We start from the raw sequence: 23,765 nt of genomic DNA on the forward strand, positions 1-23,765 counted from the left end.
AAGGGCTTATTTTTGCAATAAAATGTGCAATTTTAGCTTTTCGCAATACCACGGTAACAATAATAGTTTTTAATATCTTACGATAATTAATGACCGTCTAACTAATGACACTTAAACACGGGAAAACAACATGAAAATGCAACTTAGGAAATCGGCACTGTCGATGGCCATTGCCGCTACTGTGGGCATGTCTTCAGGTGCTTTTGCTAACGAAACCGCATCCTCAGTCAAAGGTCAAATCACTGGACCAAACGGCAACCCGGCTGCAGGCACTGAAGTGACCATTATTCACTTGCCGACAGGCTCTGCAAAGACCGCTGTAGTCAATGATGCTGGCTACTTTAGCGCCAAAGGCTTGCGCGTTGGCGGCCCATACAATGTACTGATCGACTCAGATAAATTTGAAGACCAAGTCGTTGAAAATGTTTATCTATCACTGGGTAAAGAGTACCCAGTAACAGTGCAACTTCAAGCGAAAGGCGATATCGAGCAAATCGTAGTCACCGGCCGTCCTATTAGTTCATTTTCAGGTGGCACCGGCCCGGCCGCGACTTTTACTCAAGCAGATTTAGAATCAGCACCAGCCATTAACCGTGATATTAAAGATATTGTCCGTGCCGACCCACGTATTTATGTGGACGATAGCCGCGACGCGATTCACTGTGGTGGCGCTAACCCGCGCTTTAACAGCTTAACCCTTGATGGCGTTCGTATGAACGACAACTTTGGTTTGAATTCAAATGGTTACCCAACGGTGCGCCAGCCGTTCTCGTTTGACGCGCTAGAGCAAGTCGCCGTTGAAATGGCCCCGTTTGACGTTCAGTACGGCAGTTTTACCTCTTGTAACATCAACGCAGTTACTAAATCTGGTACCAATGAGTTGCACGGTGGCGTATTCTTTGATTACACCAATGACTCGATGAAAGGCGACAGCATCGACGAAATCGATGGCGACATTGATAACGGCAACTACACCGAAAAACGCTACGGCTTTAATGTGGGCATGCCACTGATTGAAGATAAGCTATTCTTGTTCACCTCTTACGAGAAGTTGGAAGGGGTAAAACAGTTCGATTACGGTCCTATCGACAATGGTAATATCAGCCAATCAGATATCGACCGCATTCGCCAAATCACCAGCGATGTTTATAACTACGATATCGGCGGAACGCCAGGCAGCATGCCTATCGAAGATGAAAAGCTGTTGGTAAAACTAGACTGGAACATTAACGAAGATCACCGCGCCAGTGTAGTGTATAACTACAACGATGGTTTTGATCTTTCACAGTCCGATGCTGACAACGACGAATTGGCATTTTCTAGTCACTTCTACGAGCGTGGCGCAGAGTTCTACTCTATCGTCGGTTCACTTTACTCAGACTGGTCGGCCAACTTCTCAACTGAAGTGCGTATCGGCAAGTCAGACCTAGATGCTCGCCAAGAGTCACTTGATGCGGCTAGCGGTTTCGGTGAATTCCAAATCAGCTACGGCCCCAATGACGACACTGTATACATCGGCCCGGATGATTCACGTCAGTCAAACGACCTTAACTGGGATAACCTGACTGCGAAAATCTCAGGTACTTATTACCTTGACCAGCACACTATTACTGCCGGTTATGAGTATGAAGATTTGAACGTGTTCAACCTTTTCGTACAGCACACCGAAGGTGAGTTCCGCTTCGACTCAATCGAAGATTATGAGCAAGGTATCGCTGATCGCGTTTATTATTATAACGCAGCAGGCAGCAACAATCCGAACGACTTAGCGGCAGAATTCTCATACCAAGTGCATACTCTATACGTTCAAGACGAATATAGTTTCACTGATATCGATGCGACCTTGTTGTTTGGTTTACGCTATGACAAATACCAAAGTGACGACTATCCAAACTTTAATGCGCAATTTGAAAATCGCTATGGTTTCTCTAACCAGCAAAACCTAGATGGCGTCGACTTGTTGCAACCGCGTGTTGGCTTTAACTGGTTCGTAGACGATGCCCTTGAGATTCGCGCTGGTTTCGGTCTTTACTCAGGTGGTAACCCGAACGTATGGGCTTCAAGTGCTTACCAAAACGACGGTGTAACACAAATTCAGTTGAGCGCATCTGGTGTAGATCTGTTCAATACTGCAATGACCAATGGTGACACTCCGGGTTACGGCGTACCACAGTCACTGTTTGATGAAATCGCGGCAACCACACCAGGCGCAGGTGATTCAGCAACTCACTCTATCGACCCTGATTTTGAAATCCCGTCAGAGTGGAAGTACTCAGTCGGTGCTACGTACACCTTCGAAAATGACTATGTTGTTAACCTAGATGTATTGCACACGCAAAAACAAGATTCAGCGTACCTACAAGACATCGCTTTACGTGATAGCGGCGAAACAACCTTTGATGGTCGTCCTATCTTCGAAAGCATTGAAGGTCGTAACCAAGAGTACATGCTCACCAATGTGGACGGCGATGATGGCGAATCAACCATTATCTCGGCAGCACTAAGCAAGTCCTACGATAACGGCATCGACTTCACTGTGGCCTATGCATTTACTGATTCAGAAGATGTAAACCCAATGAATAGCTCAGTGGCGGCATCGAACTACAGTAACTTCGCAACCACCAATCCGGGTATGCCAGGACCGGCCACTTCAGATTACGAAGTACCGCACCGCTTTACGTTGCGCCTTGGCTACACCCAAGAGTTCTTCGATGGTTACGAAACTCGCTTCAACCTACTCGGTCAAGCAAGCGAAGGCTTACCTTACAGCTACGTATTTGATACCGCAGACAGCCAGTTCGGCGATTTCAACAACTATGGTTATGGTTCACGCCAATTACTGTACGTACCGTTGGAAAACGATCCAAACGTTGTTTATGACATGAGTGCCGAAGACCTCGCTGCGTTCAATGCATTCATCGAAGAAGAAGGCTTGAAGCGTGGCTCAGTGACCGATCGTAACTCTGAAAATGCCGAGTGGTACGTGAAGTTTGATTTGAAAGTAACGCAACAGCTGCCTGGCTTCGCAGAAGGCCACAACGGTGAAGTGTTCTTTGTCATCGACAACCTAACTAACCTGTTAAACGACGACTGGGGCACTTACAAAAAAGGCTCATTCGTAGGCAACCGTATGGTTGATATGAATATCGACAGCAATGGTCGTTATGTTTATACCGGCTTTAACGATGGCAACCAAGACACGTCTGTACAACGCGATGCGTCACTGTGGGAAATGCGCATCGGTGTTCGCTATACATTCTAATAATTAGTAAACACGATAATAGAAGGCTCACATAAAGTGGGCCTTTTTTATGCCTGACGACTGGCACTCGCCTCTGCAGCGCGGTTTAATTTCTGCAAACAACCTTTCAACAAGGCCTGTTCCTTTGCGCTCAGCTCGGCTATCAAGCCCTGTTGCCACTGCAAAGCCCTCGCCTCTAACTTATCCATCAATGACTCGCCCAAAGGCGTTAAGCGCACTTGTTTGGCGCGCTTATCCTCAGCACAAGGCTGCACCTCAACCCACAATTGTGCGTGCAAACCATTAATTGCCCGCGATGCCGTTGATTTGTCTAATAACGCATAGTCGCATAGTTGGCGTGACGTTAGGCCTGATTTCTGTTGTCTTAAATGACACATAATGCGCCATTGGGGAGTTGATAATGAATCTTGATAAACAGAGGCAAAAGCAGCGCTGACTTTAGCCCCAGACAAGGTAAGCAGATAGGGGATGAAGTTATTTAAATCAAATGGCATCGACTTTACACGTAAAATTTATGTTACACCCGCCCTGTGCGTGATGTTTGAAATTACTCTCACATGAGAGTATGTTGACTAACAATACAACAGGAGCCTACTAATGAGCAAACATACACTGCAATACATGACCGGCTTTGGCAATGAGTTTGACACCGAAGCCCTTGCCGATGCCTTGCCAATTGGTCAATTCAGCCCACAGAAGGTCAACTATGGCCTTTACGCTGAACAATTCTCGACAACCGCGTTTACCGCGCCGCGCGCCGACAATCGTCGCTCTTGGCTATATCGTATTCGCCCATCGGTGGTTCAAGGAGATTATCAACCCCTGGACAATGGCTTACTGCGCAGTGCCCCCATCACCGAAGTGCCGACTCCACCGACTATGCTGCGTTGGGATCCAATCGATATTCCCGTTGAGCATACCGACTTTATTGATGGTTTGGTGACCATGGCAGCTAACGGTAGCGTCAATGGTCAAGCCGGGATTGGTATTCATATCTATGTGGCCAATACCTCGATGCATGAGCGCTACTTTTATAACGCCGATGGCGAGATGCTGTTTGTGCCGCAACAAGGCGGCCTGCAACTGCGTACAGAATGCGGCATCATCGAAATTGTCCCAGGGGAAATCGCGGTGATCCCTCGCGGAATGAAGTTCCTTGTCGAATTAATGGATGGCCCCGTGCGCGGTTATATCTGCGAAAACTACGGCCACCCCTATATTCTCCCCGAGCGCGGTCCAGTGGGCGCCAATGGCTATGCCAATGACCGCGACTTCCAATACCCTGTCGCTGCATTTGAAGACAAAGAAGGTGACTTTGAATTGGTGGCCAAATTTAGCGGCCAACTGTATCGAGCAGATATCACTCATTCACCACTGGATGTGGTGGCTTGGACCGGTAACAGCGCGCCATACAAATATGACCTGTCACGTTTTAATGTCATGAACACGGTCAGTTTCGATCACCCAGATCCATCCATTTTCACGGTATTGACCTCTCCTTCAGGCACCCCTGGAGTGGCCAATGTTGACTTCGTTATTTTCCCTGAGCGATGGATGGTCGCCGAGCACACCTTTAGACCACCCTATTACCACCGTAATGTCATGAGTGAATTTATGGGTCTGATTAAAGGCACCTATGACGCGAAAGAAGCGGGCTTTGTGCCAGGTGGCTCGAGCCTACACAATTGCATGTCACCACACGGCCCAGAAGCTGAAGTGTTCGACAAGGCAAGCCAGGGCGAGCTTGAGCCGGTTCGCTATGAAAACACCTTAGCCTTTATGTTTGAATCCCGCTATATCATTGCCCCCACAAAGTACGCGTTAACTGGCAAAGAGCGCCAAAGCAACTATCTTGATTGCTGGAAAGGGATAAAAAAACACTTTAACGGAGAGAAATAATGAAGCTATACAGTTATTTTCGCTCATCGGCGGCTTATCGCGTGCGCATTGCACTAAATTTAAAGGAGCTGGAGCATGACATTGTACCGGTCAATTTGCTCAAATCCGAGCAGCGTGGCGAGCCCTATCTCAGTAAAAACCCCCAAGGCTTGCTACCTGCCATTGAAACCGAGCAAGGCGTACTTAGTCAATCACTGGCTATTTTAGAGTGGTTGGACGAAATAGCCCCGCAGGCGCCGCTGGTTAGTGGTGATGCCTGGGAAAAAGCACAAATTCGCGCTCTGGCATATGCCATTGCCGTCGATATTCACCCCATCAACAATCTGCGTGTGCTAAAGTATTTAACAGCAGAGCTCAATGTCAGTGATGAGCAGAAAACCAAGTGGTATCAAGACTGGATAGTGACCGGCTTTGACAGCCTTGAAAGTCAGCTCGGCGAGGGTCCATTTTGCTTTGGCAGTGCGCCAACACTTGCCGACATCTGCCTGGTACCTCAAGTGTTTAACGCGCTGCGGTTTAAGGTCGATATGGACCGTTACCCCAAAATCATGGCTGTCTATGAGCACTGTAATACGCTCAAAGCCTTTGCTGATGCAGCGCCGCAGCAACAGGTGGATGCCACCTAAACACGCAAAGCAACAGGTATCACAATTGTGTCTGTTGCTTTGACATAACGATTACACCTCGGAGAAACCGATATGCGCACAGCGCTTGTGGTATTGATAACACTGATGTTCGCCCCGCAAGGGGTGGCCGATACCAAGAAAACCAAAACGCGTGTTTGGGTCGATGCGCAGCACACATCGGTGTGTTGGTATGAAGAGCGTCGTTACAGTGAAGGGGCGGTAATTGATATGTTTGGGGCGCCGAAAATCTGTGCCCGTAAACACCCAAACCAGGATAACGGCGCGCTTATCTGGCGAGCTGTAGACAAACAGGGCCACCCTGTTTATCCCGAGCAGCAAGGCAAAATCCGCGTACACTAACTAATGCTATAAGGTGATTGAGCCCAATGATCTGGGCCCAGTCACTTTGTGCTTTTAAGATGACTCTTCGTTGCGCTGCGGAGCCATTACACGCAATGATGAAGGCTGAATTTCAATGACCAACTCATCTGCCTGACGAGTTTCACCATCAATGACGTAATCAATAGGCTCATTGGCTGTAACACGCACTTTACGGGCATTGGTATGGTGCGCATTCACGTCAAGTTGAGTTTGAGTCACACTGTTAAACGCAAGCTCAGCAATACTAAGTACGTTAACGCTGGAGTCTTTGGCCGGTTCGAGCCAATTGACATCTAATAAACCATCGTCATGCTCAGGTTGCCCTCGCCCTTGCGCTAACAAAGTGAAAATAGGCGCTGCGTTGGCAATAATCATACTGTTTGTATGCACGGACTGAGGGGCCATATCATCCAATGTTAACTCGTAATCTTTGGCCTTATGCTCGCCAAGCGCTTGCCAGAAGCCTTGCAAATAGGCGAACTGGCCGCTGCTATTTTTAGCGTCGCGATGAGCGCTTTCAATCATTTTTTGCTCAAACCCTAGGCCGATGAGTAGCAGCGTTAACTCATCATTACAGCGCGCTGTGTCTATGGCCTGAACATCTCCACTGATCAACACATCAAGGGCCTTATCAACCCCAAAGGCTTTAGACTCAATCCCCATAATCACATGCGCTAAGGCGTTGGCTGTGCCCATGGGAATAATTCCTAGGACGATATCGCTATTACAGATCACAGAGGCAACTTCGGTGACCGTGCCATCGCCCCCGCAAGCGATGATCATATCAGGATGATCGGCCAACGCTTGCTCGGCTAGCATCGCCGCATTAACCTCCTCTGTGGTGGTTTTCACCGACATGTCAAAATAGCCATTGAGGCGTGACATGATCTCGTGCTTTTTTTCACCCCATAACTTACGTCCAGAGACTGGATTAGCAATTAAGCACACTTTATTGCGTACTTCGAGTTCACCACTGCTGTGCATTTTCTTCAGGGCCTTGCGCTGGAAGCGATTGAGGTTGGCCGTCTCACGGGTCTCCTGAATTCGCGACAATACTTCGTCTAGGTCCGCCTCAGGCTCTTTAGCCAGTAAGTAAGCAGCCATCACTAACACCGAGCGCCCGCGTCCAAGGGCACAATGTACAACCACATTGCGGTTGCGTTTGCGGTGGTGATGAATCCAGTTGATGGCTTGGCGCAGTTGCGCACGGTTTGGCGCCGCATGATCCAACACAGGGATATTTAAATAGCTGATGTTTTCACCGATAAGCGACCAGTCCAAGCCATCAAACTCGCAGGTAGCATCTAGTATGGCAGTGACATTTTCATGCTTAAGGGTTTCCACATCGGAAGGAAACAGTCGGCAGGCAAGAAATAAGCCTGGCTCAACCTCTTGAATAGGTGGCACTTTATCTGTGCGCCGTTGCCAAGAGTTATATAGTTGCGCACCCAATAAGAAGGGAATAAAAGCCCAACGAATATACCAAGGAATACTGCCATCTTGACGCTTTCTAAAAATGCGCCCTAAATTGGCGATATAGGCCAAGGAAACCAGTAGTAACGACAGTGCGCTCCAGTAGAAAAAGATTGCGAAATAAGGAATTTTAATAACTACGGCAATGGCACAAAGCGCCACGGCCATCAATAAGTAAGCAACAGCAGCGTACATCAACCACTCCTTGTATAGTGTTATAGTAAAACCATATCACGATCATCAGTAAGCGCAAGCGCTAAAAGCCTCTCTTTAAATATCCATGTGTACCGCTTTAATACAACGAAGTTATTGATGTCGTTGCTAATTATCAGCCCAATTAATTGTTAAAATAGTGTTATGTGCTAGTCTGGCAAGAGTCTATGCATCCAATTAGGCTTACTAATCGTTAAGGGGATAACGTCGTGCAAAAAGAACATCATTTAGCTTGGTTGACAGCGGTGGCGCAAGGTGATCAACGCGCTTTTGAACACCTCTACAAAGACACCAGCGGTCTCATCAACGCTATTTGCCGTAAAATGTTGAATAGCCCAGCCTTAGCTGATGAAGCGCTGCAAGAGGCCTATGTGCGTATCTGGCACAATGCCAGCGATTATCAAACAGATAAGGGAGAAGTGCTCAGTTGGATGGTGAGCATTGCGCGATACCGCTGCTTAGACATGCTGCGTTATCAAAAGGTCCGCCAAGAGGAAGAGTATGAAGAAACTCATGGCAGTGAGCAACCCATCATGGCTGAAGAAAACTCACAGTTGGCGCACTGTATCGAGGCGCTTGCTCCAGAGCAACGTCATGCGATTCATTTAGCTTACTTTCGCGGCTTTAGCCATGGCGAAGTCGTTTCCCACTTGGGCGACCCACTTGGCACAGTTAAAAGCTGGATCCGTCGAGGGTTATCGCAATTAAAGAGGTGCTTAGGAATATGAACTATGACAACCACAACCTCATTGACCATTTAGCCGCCGAGTACGTGCTCGGAACGCTCAAGGGTCCCGCACGTAAACGCTTTGCGCGTTTATTGATGACCTCAGAGTATGCGCGCCATGCAACAAATCAGTGGGAGCAGCACCTCAACACACTCGGTACGCAGTTGCCCCATGATGCGCCCAATCCACAGGTATGGCAAAAGATTCAAGCTCGTATCAACAACACACAGAATGTCACCGCAATCAGCCACGGCAAATCAGTGACTAAAACATCAACGCCTTGGTTCTGGCCAACAATCAGCGCCGCCAGCCTTGCAGCCTGTGTATTGCTCACAATACTGCTGATGTTGCCTTCAGAGCCGGTGGACCAGCGCTTTGTCAGTGATCAGTTTGCGCTTGTAAAAGATCAGCAGCAACAACCACTTTGGCTTATTGATGCTACTGACAACGCTCTGCTGGTTAAAGCCAATGAGCAGCTAAAAGCAAGACAAGATAAAGACTACGAGCTATGGATGATTGTAAAAACTCAAGAAGCGCCAATTTCCTTAGGTTTGTTACCCAAATCAGGGCAGGCATCGCTCCCTATCCCCAAAGATTTCGCCGATGGCAATATCAACCTGCTCGCTGTCAGCTTGGAGCCACTCGGTGGCTCTCCCACTGGCACGCCCACCGAAGTGCTATATACGGCTGAGTTAGTCGACATTTAAAGCAAACCATTTTGTTAGGGCCCGTACGGGCCCTTTTTTATGCGCCTAATCAATTGAAAATATAGATTTTTTAAAAAATTTTTAGCTTTTTTAATTTTTTTTGCATCCAAAGTCCTTTTTGCCCCGTTACGGCCATGAACTCAGCAAAAAGGAGAATCCCATGCGGACTCATGCTAAACACTTATCACTTTCTATCGTCGCCGGTGCTCTCGGTATTCTTAGTGCCCTTCCCGCTCATGCCTCAAGTCATCGAGAAGCACCTAATATCGCGCGAATGCCTACGGTCGATTCCACCGACTTTTATGCCTTCAATAGTTACGAGGCACAACGGGGGGGCTATGTAACCGTTATTGCTAACTACATTCCGCTACAAGACCCCTATGGTGGCCCTAATTACTTCGCGATGCACCCAGATGCCAAATACGCCATTCACATCGACAATGACGGCGATGCTATCGAAGATTTAACCTATGTCTTCGATTTTAGTTCGGCACTCGCCGGTGGCGATGGCATTGCACTCAATGTGGGTCCTGAAGGCAATACGAAAAGTATCGCCGTCCCGCTAAAAAACGTGGGGCCAATCAGTGCCAGCGATCAAAGCGCAGCTAACTTCTCTGAAAGCTACACCCTAAGTGTCGTGCAAGGCCCAATGGCCTCAGGTACAGGCATCCCCGTGACTAACCCAATGACCAGCACAGAAAATTTTGCCAAGCCATTGGATTATATCGGTAATAAAACGTTTACCAGCCCTGCTGCCTATCAGCAATACAGTGACCAATTTGTCTATGAAGTGGCTCTACCTAATTGTGGCTCACCGGCAAAAGTGTTTGTTGGTCAACGCAAAGACCCCTTTGTCGTCAACCTTGGCAAGACCTTTGATTTGGTCAACTATGTGCCCGTAGAAGGCGATAGTGCTCCTGGTGCCAATGACGGTGAAGGATTCCCAGGTGGTATTACTCAGGACACCGCTAATGACGACTTAGCAACCAAAAACGTGACCGCTCTAGCGCTCGAATTACCTAAAGAATGTGTTACCGGTGAAGGCAACGGCACCATTGGTACATGGACTACAGCGTGGATGCCACAAGCGCGTATTCTTAATCCGCGAGCAAATTTTGCCAAGCCTGCAGTCAATGGCGGAACATTAGTGCAGGTTTCACGTCTTGGTAACCCTCTGGTTAATGAGCTGGTCATTGGCCTGAAAGATAAAGACACCTTCTCCAGTGCTCATCCAAAAGATGATGGTCAATTTGCTGACTATGTGACCCATCCTAGCTTACCAGAACTACTCAATATTCTTTTCAAAGATGCGGTCAACCAAACACTAGGCACCAATATTGAAACCTTGGCGCCAACTAACTTTCCGCGCATCGATTTGGTTACTGCCTTCCTAACCGGGTTTGAGGGCGTCAACCAGTTAGCAACCGTGACACCTTCTGAGATGTTACGCCTAAACACTGCGATTACAGCCACACCACAAGAGCAGCAGTCTACCTTTGGTGTTGTTGGCGATGATTTAGCGGGTTTCCCCAATGGCCGTCGCCCTGGTGATGATGTTGTCGATATCGCCTTACGCGTAGTGATGGGCCGTTTATGTTACCCCATCCCCGTTGCCGGTAACGACACTGATTTAGGACTTTGCAGCTCTGACGATGCAAGCGTTGGTAATGTCCCGTTCACCGATGGCGCGCCCATTAGTGCACAGGACACCAACGCACAATTTCCTTATTTAGCGACCCCGTTACCGGGTTCGCAGTAATAAGAGGTGATCATCATGCGTAACTTAATCCAATTAGCAGTTGCTACCACCCTAGCGCTGACTCTCAGTGGTTGTGGCAGCGATAACGATGGTACAGACAAAAAGCAGCCAATGCCAAGCAATAGCGCGCCCAGTGTCGCGGATGCAAGCTTTACGACGCAAGCTGACACCGAGTTGAACGGACAACTGCAAGCGTCCGATGCTGATGGTGATACCTTAACTTTCACCTTAGATATGGCGCCGACCAATGGCACTGTCACCGTCAACGCTGATGGCAGTTTCAGCTATCAACCAATGCTTGAGTACACCGGCAGCGATAGCTTTAGTTTTACTGTCGACGATGGCAAGAACATGGCCGTTGCAGCGACAGCGCAAATAACTGTCGACGCTTTACAGGTCAGCTTTTCAAGCTACAGCCGAGCGGCATTTACCGCTGCCAGTGACGCCATGCCGGCCCGTGTAAATGGCCGCATATTTAGCAACGATGTCGACACCACCGAGTTCTATCAAGACTTAGTCGACGCTAGCAATTAGGCAATACGGACCTGCCTTGTTAAACCTAGGCCATGGAAGGCCTTTTTTAAGGAGCTGTTATGAAACTCGCCACCCTTAGCTTTTTATTCGCAGCGACAGTGTCGATGCCCTGCACTGCCCATTTGGAACATATACATGAACCTAAAAGCCAGGAAACACGCTTGAACGACCTTAGTTTCGATGAGTTAGTGGAGCATATCGCTGGCAATAAGTTTGTGACCCCACAGCCATTTACCCATAAAGCACTGAGTAAAGAGTTAGCTAAGCGCACAAGCGATGACCGACCTATCAGTCATTTTTGGCGCGCCAGCATGTTGCAACGTGCCCACCACTTTCAGCCGGCTTTAAGTACACTTGAGCATTACCTAACATTACGACCTAGCGATGCGAATGCGCTACTATTAAAAGCGAATATTGAAACCGTACTTGGCTCTTTTGATAAGGCGCTTGCAACCTGTTTATCACTGGCCACTAAGCACAGTGTTGATTTGGCTATGGTGTGCACCCTTGATGTAAAAATGCAAAGTGAACCGCTGCAGCCAATTATTACTCGCCTTGCTCACTCGCCGCTGCGCGAGGGCAACTCTGAACTAGCTTATTTTACGCAAGAGCTCTTTGCCACCGCGCTGTATTTTGATGGCCAATACCTGGCAGCAAAACAAGCACTCACCCCCATGATGGGCGCAAAACTTAGTTCCAGCACTTGGCTACTTTTTGCCGACACACTGTTGGCGCTGGGTCAAGCACAGCAGTTTGTTGAGCAGTTTTCTCGCCTTAAGTTGAACATCGACGACATTCCCGATGCCTTAATTGTGCGCCTAGCACATGCAGCTCCAAAACAGTGGCTCGCACGTGCGCAACAACGCATGGCTCACCGACTAGCGGATGATGCCAATAACTATGCCGATGCTCTGGCCTATTATTTCTACCATGTCGTCGATGATCCCATCACTGCGCTGCACTGGGCCAAGCAGCAAACCCATATCAGTGCATTGAAGGTCGACACAATGTTATATGAGCAAATTCAAAGCGAGCTGCGTGCGCAAACCATTAATTAAGCTTGAAGCGCCCGCTACTGGTTTGCAGCTCATAAGCTAGACGTTGGAGTTCTTCGCTGGCCGCTTTAACCTGCTCAGCAGTAGCGACATTATCGTTGGCGGCATCATTAATGCGCGTCATACTTTTAGAGATATCTTGAGCGGTGTAGCTCTGCTCATTGGCGGCCGTGGCGATCACCTCAACATGGCCTGCCACTGTTTTCAACTGCTCTAGTGTTTGCTGCAGTGCTTGCGTGCTTTTGATAGATTTATCAGCTGTATCACTGGCGTATTGGCTACTTCGAGCCATCGACTCGCGAGCGTGCTTAGCATCCTTTTGTAGCATGCCAATCATCGACTCTATGTCTTTCGTAGAGCTCTGCGTTTTTTGTGCCAGTTGCCTCACTTCATCGGCTACCACGGCAAATCCACGCCCCTGATCGCCAGCCCGCGCCGCTTCAATTGCGGCATTTAATGCCAACAAATTTGTTTGCTCAGCGATAGAGTTAATCACATCGAGCACCGATCCTATTTCTTGGCTACGTTCACTCAGGCTATTAATGGTATTCTCACCACGACCAATTTCTTCACATAACTGTTGCAGAGCACCCGAAGTTTGATTAATAGAATCATTGGTCTGTTGCGATGTGCCTTCTAAACCATGTGTTAAATCAGCAACGTTACGAGCACTTTTTGCCACTTCATCAATGGTGGCCGACATCTCTTGCATGGCTGTGGAAATACTAATGATATTTTCCATTTGTGTGCGATTATTCTCCAGCTCTTGCTCGGTACTGGCTGATGTTTGCTCAACTGTAGAGCCCAAGGTGTCAACGGTATCGCTGAGCTGACCGACTAACTGCCGCAGATTGGAATTCATCGCTCGCATGGAGTTGTATACATTTTTGCCCTCGCCTCGTGCGCTTAGTTCGCAGCTTAAATCACCATGGGAGATACGCTCACTGATGTCTTGCATCTCCTCAGGCTCGCCGCCAAGGGGAGTGATGATCATTCTTACCACCCACCATGTTGCCAGTAATATTGCCGCAATAACCAAGACCAGCAATACCGTCATACTGGATATCAGCTTATCAACACTACTGAATACCTCTTGTTGATCGATTTCTACCACCATCGCCCAACGCGTGTCGCCAATATCAAGCGGCTCATAAGAACTCAACACTGGATTACCGTTATAATCGATGATCACTTCGGTGTTACTGCGACCAGCTAAGGCTTCGGTGACCGCTTTGGTTTTAATCCCATTATCAGCAATGGTGCCGGCAAAGCTGGCTTTGACTGAGCGTCCCTGAGCATCTAAGAACGAATCTGAACGCATACGATAATCTTGACCAACTAAATAGCTCTCACCACTGCGCCCCATTCCCTCGCGCGTGTTCATGACCTCGTTGATAGCATCAATGGATAACTGCAACGCAAGCACCGCCTGAACTTCACCACCAGCAACAACGGGCGCACCGACAAATGCAGCGGGGGCGCCGCCGCTGGGTGCATAGGGCTGAAAATCGCTGAATGTGTATTCGCCTGTTTCCATCACTTGACGATACAGTTGGGCAAGCCCCGAGTCACTGTAAGGGCCACTGACGAGGTTGCTTTGATAATCCGCCTCTTTAGTGACCGAGTAGCTCACCACCCCTGTGTCATCAATAAGAAATAAATCGTAGTAGCCTCGGCGCTCAATGTAATCAGCGAAGCGGCTCTGGTTTTGGTGCGCACTTCTAACCCAGTCCGACTCACTCATGCGTGCTGACCAATCGTTGGCTGCTCTGAGGGTATCCACTTCAATGCGCTCGAAGTACTGTTTAATTTGTAATTTTTTGATAGTTTCGATGGAGCGTAATTGGTTGTAGGCCTGCTCGCGCAGTGCCTCACTGCTGATGTAGCCACTGATTAGGGTGATAACCAGAGCTGGGATCAGTCCCACCAATAAAAAAGCGATAAGTAATCTAAATTTCAAAGGCATAACCGTTCTCCCTCACGCTGCAACTCCCTCAGTATAGTTAAAATAGGGACTGTGGCTAATTACAACTAGGAAAAAACGCTTACACAGCATTACCGCGATATGATTTATAGTCATACCCGCTATTGTTGCTGCCAAAAGTATCAAAGATATGCTGGTGATAAAGTGTGTACGAGTAATGGCACCTCGAGCTGGTGCCATTATAGCTTAAGGTGCGAGATTACGAGGCTTTAGAGAAGCTTATAAGCAAGTTCTCAACGGCGCAGGCATTATTACTTATAGCGGTGTTAACCATGCGAGTCTGCTCGTCTGCATTCAGAGTAAAGTGCCAATACTGGCCATCGGCAAATTGCTGCGCTAGGGCTTTTTTAGTGTTGGTCATACACATTGCTTGAGTCAGACTGCGAAGCTTAGCATCGTACATAATATCGTTGAACCTAATATCCGGTAACGCTTGGTTGGCAAGCTGAGGGCTACTGACTTGCTCAGTATTCTCAGCCAGCTGCCAGTGCCCATCTTTTAGTTTTAAGCGCACACCCGCAGGGTAAAAGCTGTAGCGAAAGGCATTTTCTGCCGTGGGAGTTATCTTTACCACACCTGCAGCACCGAGTACTGCAGCGCCGCTGCCTGAGGCCGATGACAGCGTGACCAGTGCCGTGGTCTCATCCACACCATAGCCATGATGTTGACCAATGTGTTGCACTAAAGAGTGCAGACGCACACTACGATTACGCTCACTAAAGTGGGTATCCAATACTCCATAGGTAAAGCTTCCCAATCCCCCTTTTTGCTCATACGTCACGCCACGTCGTTGCTGCACTCGCGTTGAGGGAGCAGAATGGGGTTTGGCGCCCGCACTAAGAGCGCCTATCGAACTACCGCTGGTGATCATAGCCACCGCACCGTGCTCATTACTGCCGCCACTTTGTACCGCCGTTCCAGCACTGGTGCCAACAATAACAGGGCGCGCCTTTAGCGCGGCTGTCCAAGGATAGGGGGCGCCATCGTCTGCAAAGAGTATCTTGCGCGTTAAGCTCTGATCGCCGCCATTGAACATCACCGCTGTCGCACTTTGGATTTTTTCCACTAAGCTGGCAACTCCGGCTTCGCACAATGCATGCTCTTGGGCGATGCGCTCTGGGTAGATTCGTGAGCGCGCAAAACTGAGCGCTTTCGCGCGCAGAGCAGGTAAGGCCTCGCAGCGATTCTCGGTAATGGCCTGCGCCAACGCTGGCGTCAATGCCAACCACTGCGTTTCGACCCCATCAAATTGCAGTAGTTGCTCATAAAAGTCAGCAGACTCATAAGGGTCTCTGCTTGATGCGGTAATAGCCAATATCTTTGCAGGTTGCTTCTGTTGTTGCGCTGCCGCCAGCGTGGCTTTTTCAATGAAGGCAACAATATCTTTGGCCGCCTGCGAACGAGTGCGAGTTTTATCTACACGCTCTACCAAACGCTGGCGTTTATCTCCTTGATAGACTTCGAGGTTATCAAGGATGAAGTAATAGAGCTCATCGGCGATTAACGCCACTTGCTCATCCACCGCATGCCATTGGTCGAGTAGCGCTTGCCGACTCATTTTTTGCTCACTGGTGATGGCTTTTAGCGCGTTGATGGTGCGCATCTTTTGTTGTTGGTATTGCTCTGGCCAGTGCTTTTCTAGCCTGTCGATAGCTTGTTCATCGAGCTGATAAAGGTTACTACGCTTGCCCTGCAAATTCGTTTTATCAAGGCAATGCTTAGCACTGAGCGACGAACAAGTGTGCAAAGCACCGCCAATCAATATGTGCGTCTGGGCATGTGCAAGTGGTAACACGAATAGAGAAATAAAAAACAAGATAGGGCAAAAGAGGCGATTATGAGTCGAAAATGCGCGAATAGCGCCTAAATCCTTAATCATGGTCATAAGTTTCCAAGGCTGATTTAAATGTAAAACAATTGTTGCTTTAGCAATAATTGGGTGTTATAACGAAAAGGACTCAAAAATCGAGTACAAGCTAACCCGTTTAGTTTGCGTTGTCAAAAACCTATGAGGAATGCGAGAAAATGTTGAAAAAAGCCCCGGTGCTTGCTGCATATTTCTACTCGCCCCATTACCTGTCGGAGTGGTTTGACGAGTAGCCCACCCGTTGTCTTTACAACGCGGTGGTTAAGTACGTCTTAGCCATCTCACCCTAACTCTATCTACGAATAATAAAATTCTGTGCATGAAAGCGCGCACTCACTGAGCGTGTGCATGACGCGCACAGTAACATCGACAGGTGAAATATGTTTCGCAAGTTATCTTTAGCTGCGGCCGTGACTGCGGCTGTATGCCCTTCGCTATCGGCGGCTGAAAAGCCCCAAGCCCCTGCTGAGCAAAATATTGAGCGCATCGACGTCACCGGCTCCCGCTTAAAAGGCGTGGATTTGGAAGGCGCACAACCGCTTACTGTGTTGGACCAAGATGATATCGCTCGCTCCGGTGCCGATAGTATCCACGACCTACTGAAAGACATCTCCCAGCTACGTGGGGGGGACTGGCACGTTTTCCACATCTCAAAGTGGCGGTACTTCCAACTCCACTCCTGCTGGGCAATCAGCAGCGAGCCTGCGCGGGATGGGCCCGTCCTCGACACTGACACTGGTTAATGGCCGACGCATTGCGCCGAGCTCATTTGCTGCGGGCACGGAAAACTTTGTTGACGTTAACGCAATTCCGCTCGCGGCCATTGAACGTATTGAAATTCTTGCCACCGGTGCCTCGGCCATTTACGGCGCAGACGCTGTTGCCGGCGTTATCAACTACATCCTTAAAGATGATTTTGAAGGGTTTGAAGTCAATGCCTCATACGGCGACAGTTTGGCACAAAGTGATGAAAGTAAAACGCAAATTAATTTGCTTTGGGGCACGCAACTTGGCAAAGGCAACCTCAGTGTATTCGCCGATTATTTTCACCGTAATGCCTTCAAAGCGACGGATCGCGACTACACCAAAGACCCTCTCCTAGTCAGTGGCTATTCTTATTTACCCAAGCTCGAGAACACGCCAAACATTTATTATTACTCGCAGCGAGATGGCTTAGAACTGCCTGCCCCTGGATGTAAAACCGAGTTAGTAGAGACCGAATATGGCGAGCAAATATGTGCCTACTACGGCAATGAGGACGACTACCTCGATAGCCCATTTGAGAGCCTCGCCACCGGATTTACCTTTACGCAAGCCGTTGGCGATCTTAATTGGAAAACAGATTTTTTCTACAGCCATACGCAATCAACAGCTTACTCTTCGCCAGCGCCTATCAATCAAATTGATGACAGCGAAGGCCCTTATGCCCTTGAGCAAAGCCTGTTTATTTTTGACCAAGCAGATGGCTCAAACCCGCTTTTAGAGCAGCTCTATATCGACCCCTTTGACACCGTAAATAATCGCCAAGTTTATGGTTTTGCCTTTGATGCCCGTTTTAGCGACCCGCATACCATTGAAGTAGAGTCGGATAACATGCGCTTGGTGAGTGAACTTGAAGGCAGCCTCGGTGAGTGGTTTTGGCAAAGTGGTGTTACCCTGTCGCGCTCAAAGTCAGAGCAAGTTGCCATTGCTGGCGTCTATAATCGCTTCAAGTTTCACGCTGCATTAACCGGTGAGCTGTGCAGTGACGGACAAATTGCAAGCTACGATGGCACTACTTTAAACTGCGCAGGCGACGCGACATTACGCCCGTTTTATAACCCGTTTTTGCTCGGCGATAGCACCAATGATGCGACTTTGGCGTTAACACAACAACAACCCTCTCGCTCAGGTAAAAGCTCGGTTTATGCTTGGGATGCCAATATTAACGGTGAATTACTGCTGCTTGATGCGGGCGCAGTGAATGCAGCTTTTGGTGTTGAAGTTCGCCGCGAGGAGCTTGAAGACATCCCCTCTTTAGACTCACAAGCTCAGGCGCAAAATGACTATTTAGTGGATGTATTCGGTTTTGGCTCTAGCCTGGCCGAGGCCGACCGCACTCAGTGGGGCGCCTATGCAGAGTTCAATATTCCACTAAGCACAGAGCTTGAGCTGCAAGCCGCCGGGCGTTACGATCATTTCGATGATTTCGGCAGTACCTTTAACCCCAAGCTTGGTTTCACCTACCGCCCCACCGACACTATGGTGCTACGGGGCTCATGGTCTACCTCCTTCCGCGCTCCGTCATTGACTCAGGCTGGCGTAAAGCTGCGCACGACCACCTCAACCTTTGATTGTGGCGCCAACCAAGCGGTAGCCGATTTATATTGTATGGGCGATGGCACCGAAGTAACGGTCAATTCGCTTGAACTTGGCAACCCGGCATTAAAAGCGGAAGAGTCGCAGGCATTAAGCTTAGGTTTTGCATGGAGCCCAAGTGCCCAAACCAACCTCACCATTGATTACTGGCAGTTCAATCACGAAAAAGTCATCGATACCAATATGACGGCGGTACTCGACAGAGCACTAAGCGATGCAGCCCTACGTCATTGCAACTTGGTACCACAAGGGCAGCAAGGCATTGCCTACGATCAACAGCTGTGTGAGGTGACTGACGAACAAGGGCTCAACATTGAGCAACAGGGCGCTGATCTCTCTGAGATTCTTGACAATTATATTGCCGCTTTTGACCCCCGTGACAGTGAGTTATACCTGCCTTTATCTCGCGATCACGTGATCCCCTTAGAAAATACCGGCAGCCAAGATTTACAAGGCCTGGATATCAAATTTGATCATCGCTTTGCACTGGCCCAAGGAGATTTAACGCTGCGTTTTGACGCCACTCATTATCTCGAATATGAACGTAACCGCCCAGGCTCCGATGCCATTGAATCTTTAGTGGGTAGTTATCGTTACCCCGAGAATGTAGGCCGCGTCAGCTTAGCTTGGGATAGCGACAATTACTATATCGTTATAGGGGCCAACTATACTGACAGCTACAGCGACGATATCGATGGCCTGAGGGGTCGTGAAATTGACGAGTTGGAGGCGCTTGGCGCGCTCGATGCGCAAGGTGAGCGAGAGGTCGACTCATGGTTAGTATGGGATCTCTCTGCTGGCTATGAGCTGAGCAACGCACTCACCCTGCGCGTTAATATCGACAACCTCACAGATGAAGAGCCGCCCACAGCATATGGCTCTGCCCGAGGTTTTGATGCAATAAATCATAACGCCCTGGGCGCCACCTATCGTGTGGGCATGACCTACCGCTTTTAATGGTCAGCGCCCAAAACTTAATAAGGGGCCGTGCGCCCCTTTGTCCTTTTATAAGTGAAGACTCATGACTAATCACACGCGTTTTTCTTTGCCCAGTGCCAGCGTTATTTTGATGTCGGTGGCCTTACTTGCCTATGCCAGTACCTGGTTTGTGCAACCTGGCTGGTTTGCTATGGACGCTCAGCAAACTACGGTCAGCTTGGCGCAATTTCAACAACAACAAACGCAGCTGCAATTGCCGTTATTTGCAAGTAACGGCGAAGTCGGCTTTGTGAATGTACTATTCGAAGGGCTCGTTGCTGGTGATAAATTTGGCGCTACCATTGGCGTCATGGCATTTATTCTTATTACCGGCGGGGCGTTTTCGGTTCTGATGCACACCGGCGCTATAAACCGCGCTGTTTTAGCACTGATCGGCCGCACCCAAAAGCTACAATGGCTATTTATTCCTGTGCTGTTTACATTATTTTCTCTTGGCGGCGCCATATTTGGCATGGGTGAAGAGGCAATCGCCTTTTGCGTCGTGCTGCTGCCAATTATGAAGCAGCTGGGCTACAACGCTCAAACCACAGTGTTAGTGACTTATGTGGCAACACAAATCGGGTTTGCGAGCTCATGGATGAACCCATTTAGTATCGCCATTGCTCAGTCTATTGCTGAACTCGGCGTGTTCTCCGGTGCCCCCTTGCGGATGTTCGCTTGGGGGTGTTTTACACTGCTGGGCATGACCTACACCTATCGCTATGCAAAACACAGTCGCGCATTACCCGCTGAACCTGCGCCGAGCACAAGTTATGAGCCTCTTTGTCGAGCTGATAAAACGCTATTATTGCTGTTTGTCGGTGTCATTGCCTGGGTAGTTTGGGGAGTGACCTTGCACCAGTATTACATTCCGCAACTTGCTGGCCAATTTTTTACTTTGGCGGTGTTAAGCGCCATTGTTGCCAAGTTCATGTATCGCACCTCGTTTTCGCGCAGTGCAGAGATGTTCACCCAAGGAGCACAAGAGCTGCTACCGGCCGCCTTATTGGTCGCCTTAGCCAAAGGTATCGTGCTCTTACTCGGTGGCAATGAGCTCAGTGAGCCTTCGGTGTTAAACACGCTTTTGTATTACAGCGCCACCCTCCTACACGGCATGCCCGAAGCGCTGGCAGCATGGAGTATGTTGGTGTTTCAAAGCTTATTTAACTTTTTTGTCTCCTCAGGTTCGGGGCAAGCTGCGATCACCATGCCGATTATGGCCCCTTTGGGCGACTTGCTTAATGTTGGTCGGCAAACCGTGGTACTCGCCTTCCAGCTCGGTGACGGCCTGACCAATATCATTATCCCCACCTCAGCAAGCCTGATTGGTTGTTTGGGCGTGGTGAAGTTAGAGTGGGGCCAATGGTTTCTATTTATTTGGCGTCTGCAGCTTGCGCTATTTGCCCTCGCCAGCGCTTTTGTTATCGGCGCTCAATTTATGCAATACAGTTAAGTCATTATGATCACATTTATTAACAACGTTACTACTTACAACCCCGACCCTATGGGGCAACAAACTATCGCCCTGGGCGGCGAGTATATTCTCGGTATAGACCCTGATCTCACGTTCACCAGCTCCCTGAAGCAAACAGTCATAGATGGCAGCACGCTGATTGCCGTGCCCGGCTTTGTTGATTCATTAGTGCATATTTGTGGCGGTGGCGGTGAAGACGGTTTCGCCAGTCGCACGCCGGAGATGATGCTAAGTGATGCGATAACCGCCGGGATCACCACGGTTGTTGGCGCCCTTGGCACTGATTCAATCGGCCGCACACACAGTAATTTACTGGCTAAGGCTAAAGGACTCAAAGAAGAAGGGCTCAATGCCTTTTGCTATACCGGTGCGTATCATCTGCCAGCGCCCTCGCTCACCGGCAGTATTGAAAAAGACATTATGTTCATTGATGAAGTCATCGGTGTCGGTGAAGTCGCTATTAGCGATCATCGCGGCTCTCAGCTGAATGCGAAGCAGCTTAGTGAGCTGGCAGCACATGCTCGGGTTGCAGGTATGCTAAGTAATAAGCGCGGCACGATTAGTATTCATGTCGGCCCCAGTGACAGTCATTTAGCGCTCCTGCATGAGGTGGCTGCCCACTATGATGTGCCATTAAACCGCTTCTATCCTACCCATATGAACCGCAACCAGCAGCTGCTTGACGCCGGTATCGCCTTTGCCAATGCCGGTGGCTGGATAGATTTCACCACCAGCACCACCGACTATGACTTAGCACATGGCGAAGTCAGTGCGGCGCGCGCTTTGGCACAATGCTTAGCCAAGGGTGTTGAAAAAACCCGTTTAACGATGAGTTCTGATGGCCACGCTAGCTTGCCAGTGTTTGATGAGAATAACCATTTGATGGGTCTTGAGGTCGGGCATGAGCGCTCGTTATTACTGGCATTTATTGAAGCAGTCAAAGAGCATAAGGTGGCGTTTGCCGATGCGTTAAGAGCGATAACCAGCAACCCTGCAAACGCACTGGGTATACAAAAAGGTACGCTGGCAGCGGGGACGTGTGCTGATTTAGTGTTACTTGATAGCACTTCACTGTTGCCACGGTGGGTGTTCGTGCGCGGTCAATGCATGATGGCCGATGGTGAGCTGATACGCAAAGGCCGTTTTGAATAGCCAAAGAAGCGCTTATCAACAATGAAAAAAGCGCCGAAAGGCGCTTTTTTTGGTCACTGGCAGAAGTGGAGCCTTACTTGTTCATTGCTTGAAGCAAGAACGCTGAGATTTTAGCCCCTTCGCGCAAGGTCGTCTCTGAGCTGCTTTTGCCTTCCAATGAACTGTCAGTGAAAGGAGCGATTTCCATCATGTCGGCACCCGTTATTGGAAACTCATCAGCCAGTGCGCCAAGAATAGTGAGTGCTTGTTGTGGATTTAAGCCGTCGTCTTCGGGTGTGCCGGTGGCCGAGGCAAACTCAGCGTCCAAAGCGTCAATATCAAAGCTTACATACAGCTCGTCAACACCATCATTGCGCAGTTGCTGAAGTACTTCGGCAATAACGGCTTCACAACCACGTTCATTGATTTCGTGGGCCCAGTGTTGCTTCACACCAAAGGTAGACTCCCAATGCTCTTTCGGCTTACCGCTTGAGCGAATACCAAACTGGATTAAATGCGCAGGGCTCGGCAAGAATTCTAGAATATGCGTACACCAAGAGCCAAAGCATAAGTCAATGCCCAAACGCTCCACGAGCAAATCGGTGTGCGCATCAAAATGGATGATAGCCACTTTCTTGCCCTGCTCGCGCTTGGCTTTAAGATACGCTTTCGTCAGTGGGTAACTGATTGAATGGTCACCACCGATACCAAAAATGCCTTTTTCGGGGAAGTTTGCATAAAAATCAGTGCATACATCTTCGGTGATGGATAGCGGGCTAACATGGTAGTCGCTCTGCTCGTTTGCGTACAAGGCTTTTTGACAGTTGCTGATAGTGCCTTCGTTGAGGTACTTATCATGCAATAAGTGTGGGATCACACGAACATCACCGATATCGAACGCTTTCGCTTGTGGTTGCTGTTCAATTAATGTACTGCGAAGGAATAACGGGCCCCAGTTCGCACCACGTAAAATACCGCCACCACAGTCAGAGCTGATCCCCAGCATAACTGCTTTGTGCTCGCTAGTGGGTAAATCTTGAAGGGATGATTTCCACAGTGGTTCAATGTTTTCAGTTTGACCGTAGAGCTTGTGATGCAGGGCCGCTTTGCGCTCTTTGGCGGTGTTAACAGTAAATACACCGTTACCTGGCGGGCACAAGCAGTGCTCAACTTTTTCTTGAAAATCTTGCCACTTAGCAGTCATGCTCTCTCCTCAATAGTTATGCAATTATATGGTGCTTGCAGAAAAATCGTGTTGCTGTACGTTGTTATCTTATTCTGTGTAATCTGTACCTCGACACCAAGTTACCTGTAAAACATAACATCATGTTTTTAA

Annotated in this window: 16 protein-coding genes and 1 pseudogene; 12 read left to right on the plus strand and 5 right to left on the minus strand. The window is 48.9% G+C overall.

What is annotated here, in order from left to right; genetic code table 11:
• Positions 1–130 precede the first annotated feature (130 nt).
• Entirely contained in the window at positions 131–3,262 is a 3,132-nt protein-coding gene (locus EXT46_RS09775) for a carboxypeptidase regulatory-like domain-containing protein (RefSeq protein WP_130146978.1), read from the plus strand.
• Positions 3,263–3,309: 47 nt separating this feature from the next.
• Here the strand turns inward: EXT46_RS09775 and EXT46_RS09780 are convergent, their stop codons facing one another.
• Positions 3,310–3,756, minus strand: coding sequence for a MarR family transcriptional regulator (locus tag EXT46_RS09780; protein WP_130146980.1), 447 nt, complete (start codon positions 3,754–3,756; stop codon positions 3,310–3,312).
• Between the two features lie 103 nt (positions 3,757–3,859).
• Between EXT46_RS09780 and hmgA the strand changes: the two genes are divergently transcribed.
• The 3 genes from hmgA (at position 3,860) to EXT46_RS09795 (ending at position 6,147) form a co-directional block, all read left to right on the plus strand.
• Positions 3,860–5,161, plus strand: coding sequence for a homogentisate 1,2-dioxygenase (gene hmgA / locus EXT46_RS09785; protein WP_130146982.1), 1,302 nt, complete (start codon positions 3,860–3,862; stop codon positions 5,159–5,161).
• Complete coding sequence (gene maiA, locus EXT46_RS09790; protein WP_130146984.1) at positions 5,161–5,787, plus strand: maleylacetoacetate isomerase; 627 nt, start codon at positions 5,161–5,163, stop codon at positions 5,785–5,787. The genes hmgA and maiA overlap by 1 nt, the downstream gene beginning before the upstream one ends.
• 72 nt (positions 5,788–5,859) lie before the next feature.
• Positions 5,860–6,147 (plus strand): DUF1496 domain-containing protein, encoded by a 288-nt coding sequence (locus EXT46_RS09795; protein WP_053909315.1) that lies wholly within the window; start codon positions 5,860–5,862, stop codon positions 6,145–6,147.
• 54 nt (positions 6,148–6,201) lie between these two features.
• On the opposite strand, the gene EXT46_RS09800 is transcribed toward EXT46_RS09795, so the two are convergent.
• The gene (locus EXT46_RS09800) at positions 6,202–7,836 is read right to left on the minus strand and encodes a diacylglycerol kinase family protein (protein WP_022945211.1); all 1,635 of its coding nucleotides are present in this window, start codon (positions 7,834–7,836) and stop codon (positions 6,202–6,204) included.
• Positions 7,837–8,063: 227 nt separating this feature from the next.
• Here EXT46_RS09800 and EXT46_RS09805 point away from each other — a divergent pair, with 227 nt between their 5' ends.
• From EXT46_RS09805 to EXT46_RS09825, 5 genes are all read left to right on the plus strand, one after another.
• The gene (locus EXT46_RS09805; protein ID WP_022945212.1) at positions 8,064–8,582 is read left to right on the plus strand and encodes a sigma-70 family RNA polymerase sigma factor; all 519 of its coding nucleotides are present in this window, start codon (positions 8,064–8,066) and stop codon (positions 8,580–8,582) included.
• The gene (locus EXT46_RS09810) at positions 8,579–9,289 is read left to right on the plus strand and encodes an anti-sigma factor (protein WP_053909313.1); all 711 of its coding nucleotides are present in this window, start codon (positions 8,579–8,581) and stop codon (positions 9,287–9,289) included. The genes EXT46_RS09805 and EXT46_RS09810 overlap by 4 nt, the downstream gene beginning before the upstream one ends.
• Before the next feature lie 160 nt (positions 9,290–9,449).
• Positions 9,450–11,048: a DUF4331 domain-containing protein gene (locus EXT46_RS09815; protein WP_130146986.1), complete on the plus strand. Its 1,599-nt coding sequence runs from the start codon at positions 9,450–9,452 to the stop codon at positions 11,046–11,048.
• Between the two features lie 15 nt (positions 11,049–11,063).
• A complete protein-coding gene (locus EXT46_RS09820; RefSeq protein WP_045979888.1) occupies positions 11,064–11,582 on the plus strand; it encodes an Ig-like domain-containing protein in 519 nt (172 codons plus the stop codon).
• Between the two features lie 59 nt (positions 11,583–11,641).
• On the plus strand, positions 11,642–12,640 hold the full coding sequence (locus EXT46_RS09825) for a hypothetical protein (protein WP_130146988.1): 999 nt from the start codon (positions 11,642–11,644) through the stop codon (positions 12,638–12,640).
• Here EXT46_RS09825 and EXT46_RS09830 read toward each other — a convergent pair.
• Positions 12,633–14,603: a methyl-accepting chemotaxis protein gene (locus EXT46_RS09830; protein ID WP_130146990.1), complete on the minus strand. Its 1,971-nt coding sequence runs from the start codon at positions 14,601–14,603 to the stop codon at positions 12,633–12,635. The two genes, EXT46_RS09825 and EXT46_RS09830, sit on opposite strands and share 8 nt — an antisense overlap.
• 217 nt (positions 14,604–14,820) lie before the next feature.
• Positions 14,821–16,506, minus strand: a complete 1,686-nt coding sequence (locus tag EXT46_RS09835; protein WP_130146992.1) for a cyanophycinase — start codon at positions 16,504–16,506, stop codon at positions 14,821–14,823.
• A gap of 362 nt (positions 16,507–16,868) precedes the next feature.
• On the opposite strand from EXT46_RS09835, the pseudogene EXT46_RS09840 reads away from it, so the two are divergent.
• The 3 genes and pseudogenes from EXT46_RS09840 to iadA all read left to right on the plus strand — a co-directional run bounded on the left by EXT46_RS09840 (position 16,869) and on the right by iadA (position 22,450).
• A pseudogene (locus tag EXT46_RS09840) lies at positions 16,869–19,803 on the plus strand (TonB-dependent receptor).
• A 64-nt stretch (positions 19,804–19,867) separates the two neighbouring features.
• Positions 19,868–21,277: a putative basic amino acid antiporter YfcC gene (gene yfcC / locus EXT46_RS09845; protein ID WP_130146994.1), complete on the plus strand. Its 1,410-nt coding sequence runs from the start codon at positions 19,868–19,870 to the stop codon at positions 21,275–21,277.
• A 6-nt stretch (positions 21,278–21,283) separates the two neighbouring features.
• Complete coding sequence (gene iadA, locus EXT46_RS09850) at positions 21,284–22,450, plus strand: beta-aspartyl-peptidase (protein WP_130146996.1); 1,167 nt, start codon at positions 21,284–21,286, stop codon at positions 22,448–22,450.
• Between the two features lie 73 nt (positions 22,451–22,523).
• On the opposite strand, the gene EXT46_RS09855 is transcribed toward iadA, so the two are convergent.
• Entirely contained in the window at positions 22,524–23,633 is a 1,110-nt protein-coding gene (locus EXT46_RS09855) for an arginase family protein (protein ID WP_045979883.1), read from the minus strand.
• Positions 23,634–23,765: the final 132 nt, after the last annotated feature.

The organism is Pseudoalteromonas sp. CO325X (assembly GCF_004208955.1).
Lineage (GTDB): Bacteria > Pseudomonadota > Gammaproteobacteria > Enterobacterales > Alteromonadaceae > Pseudoalteromonas > Pseudoalteromonas ruthenica.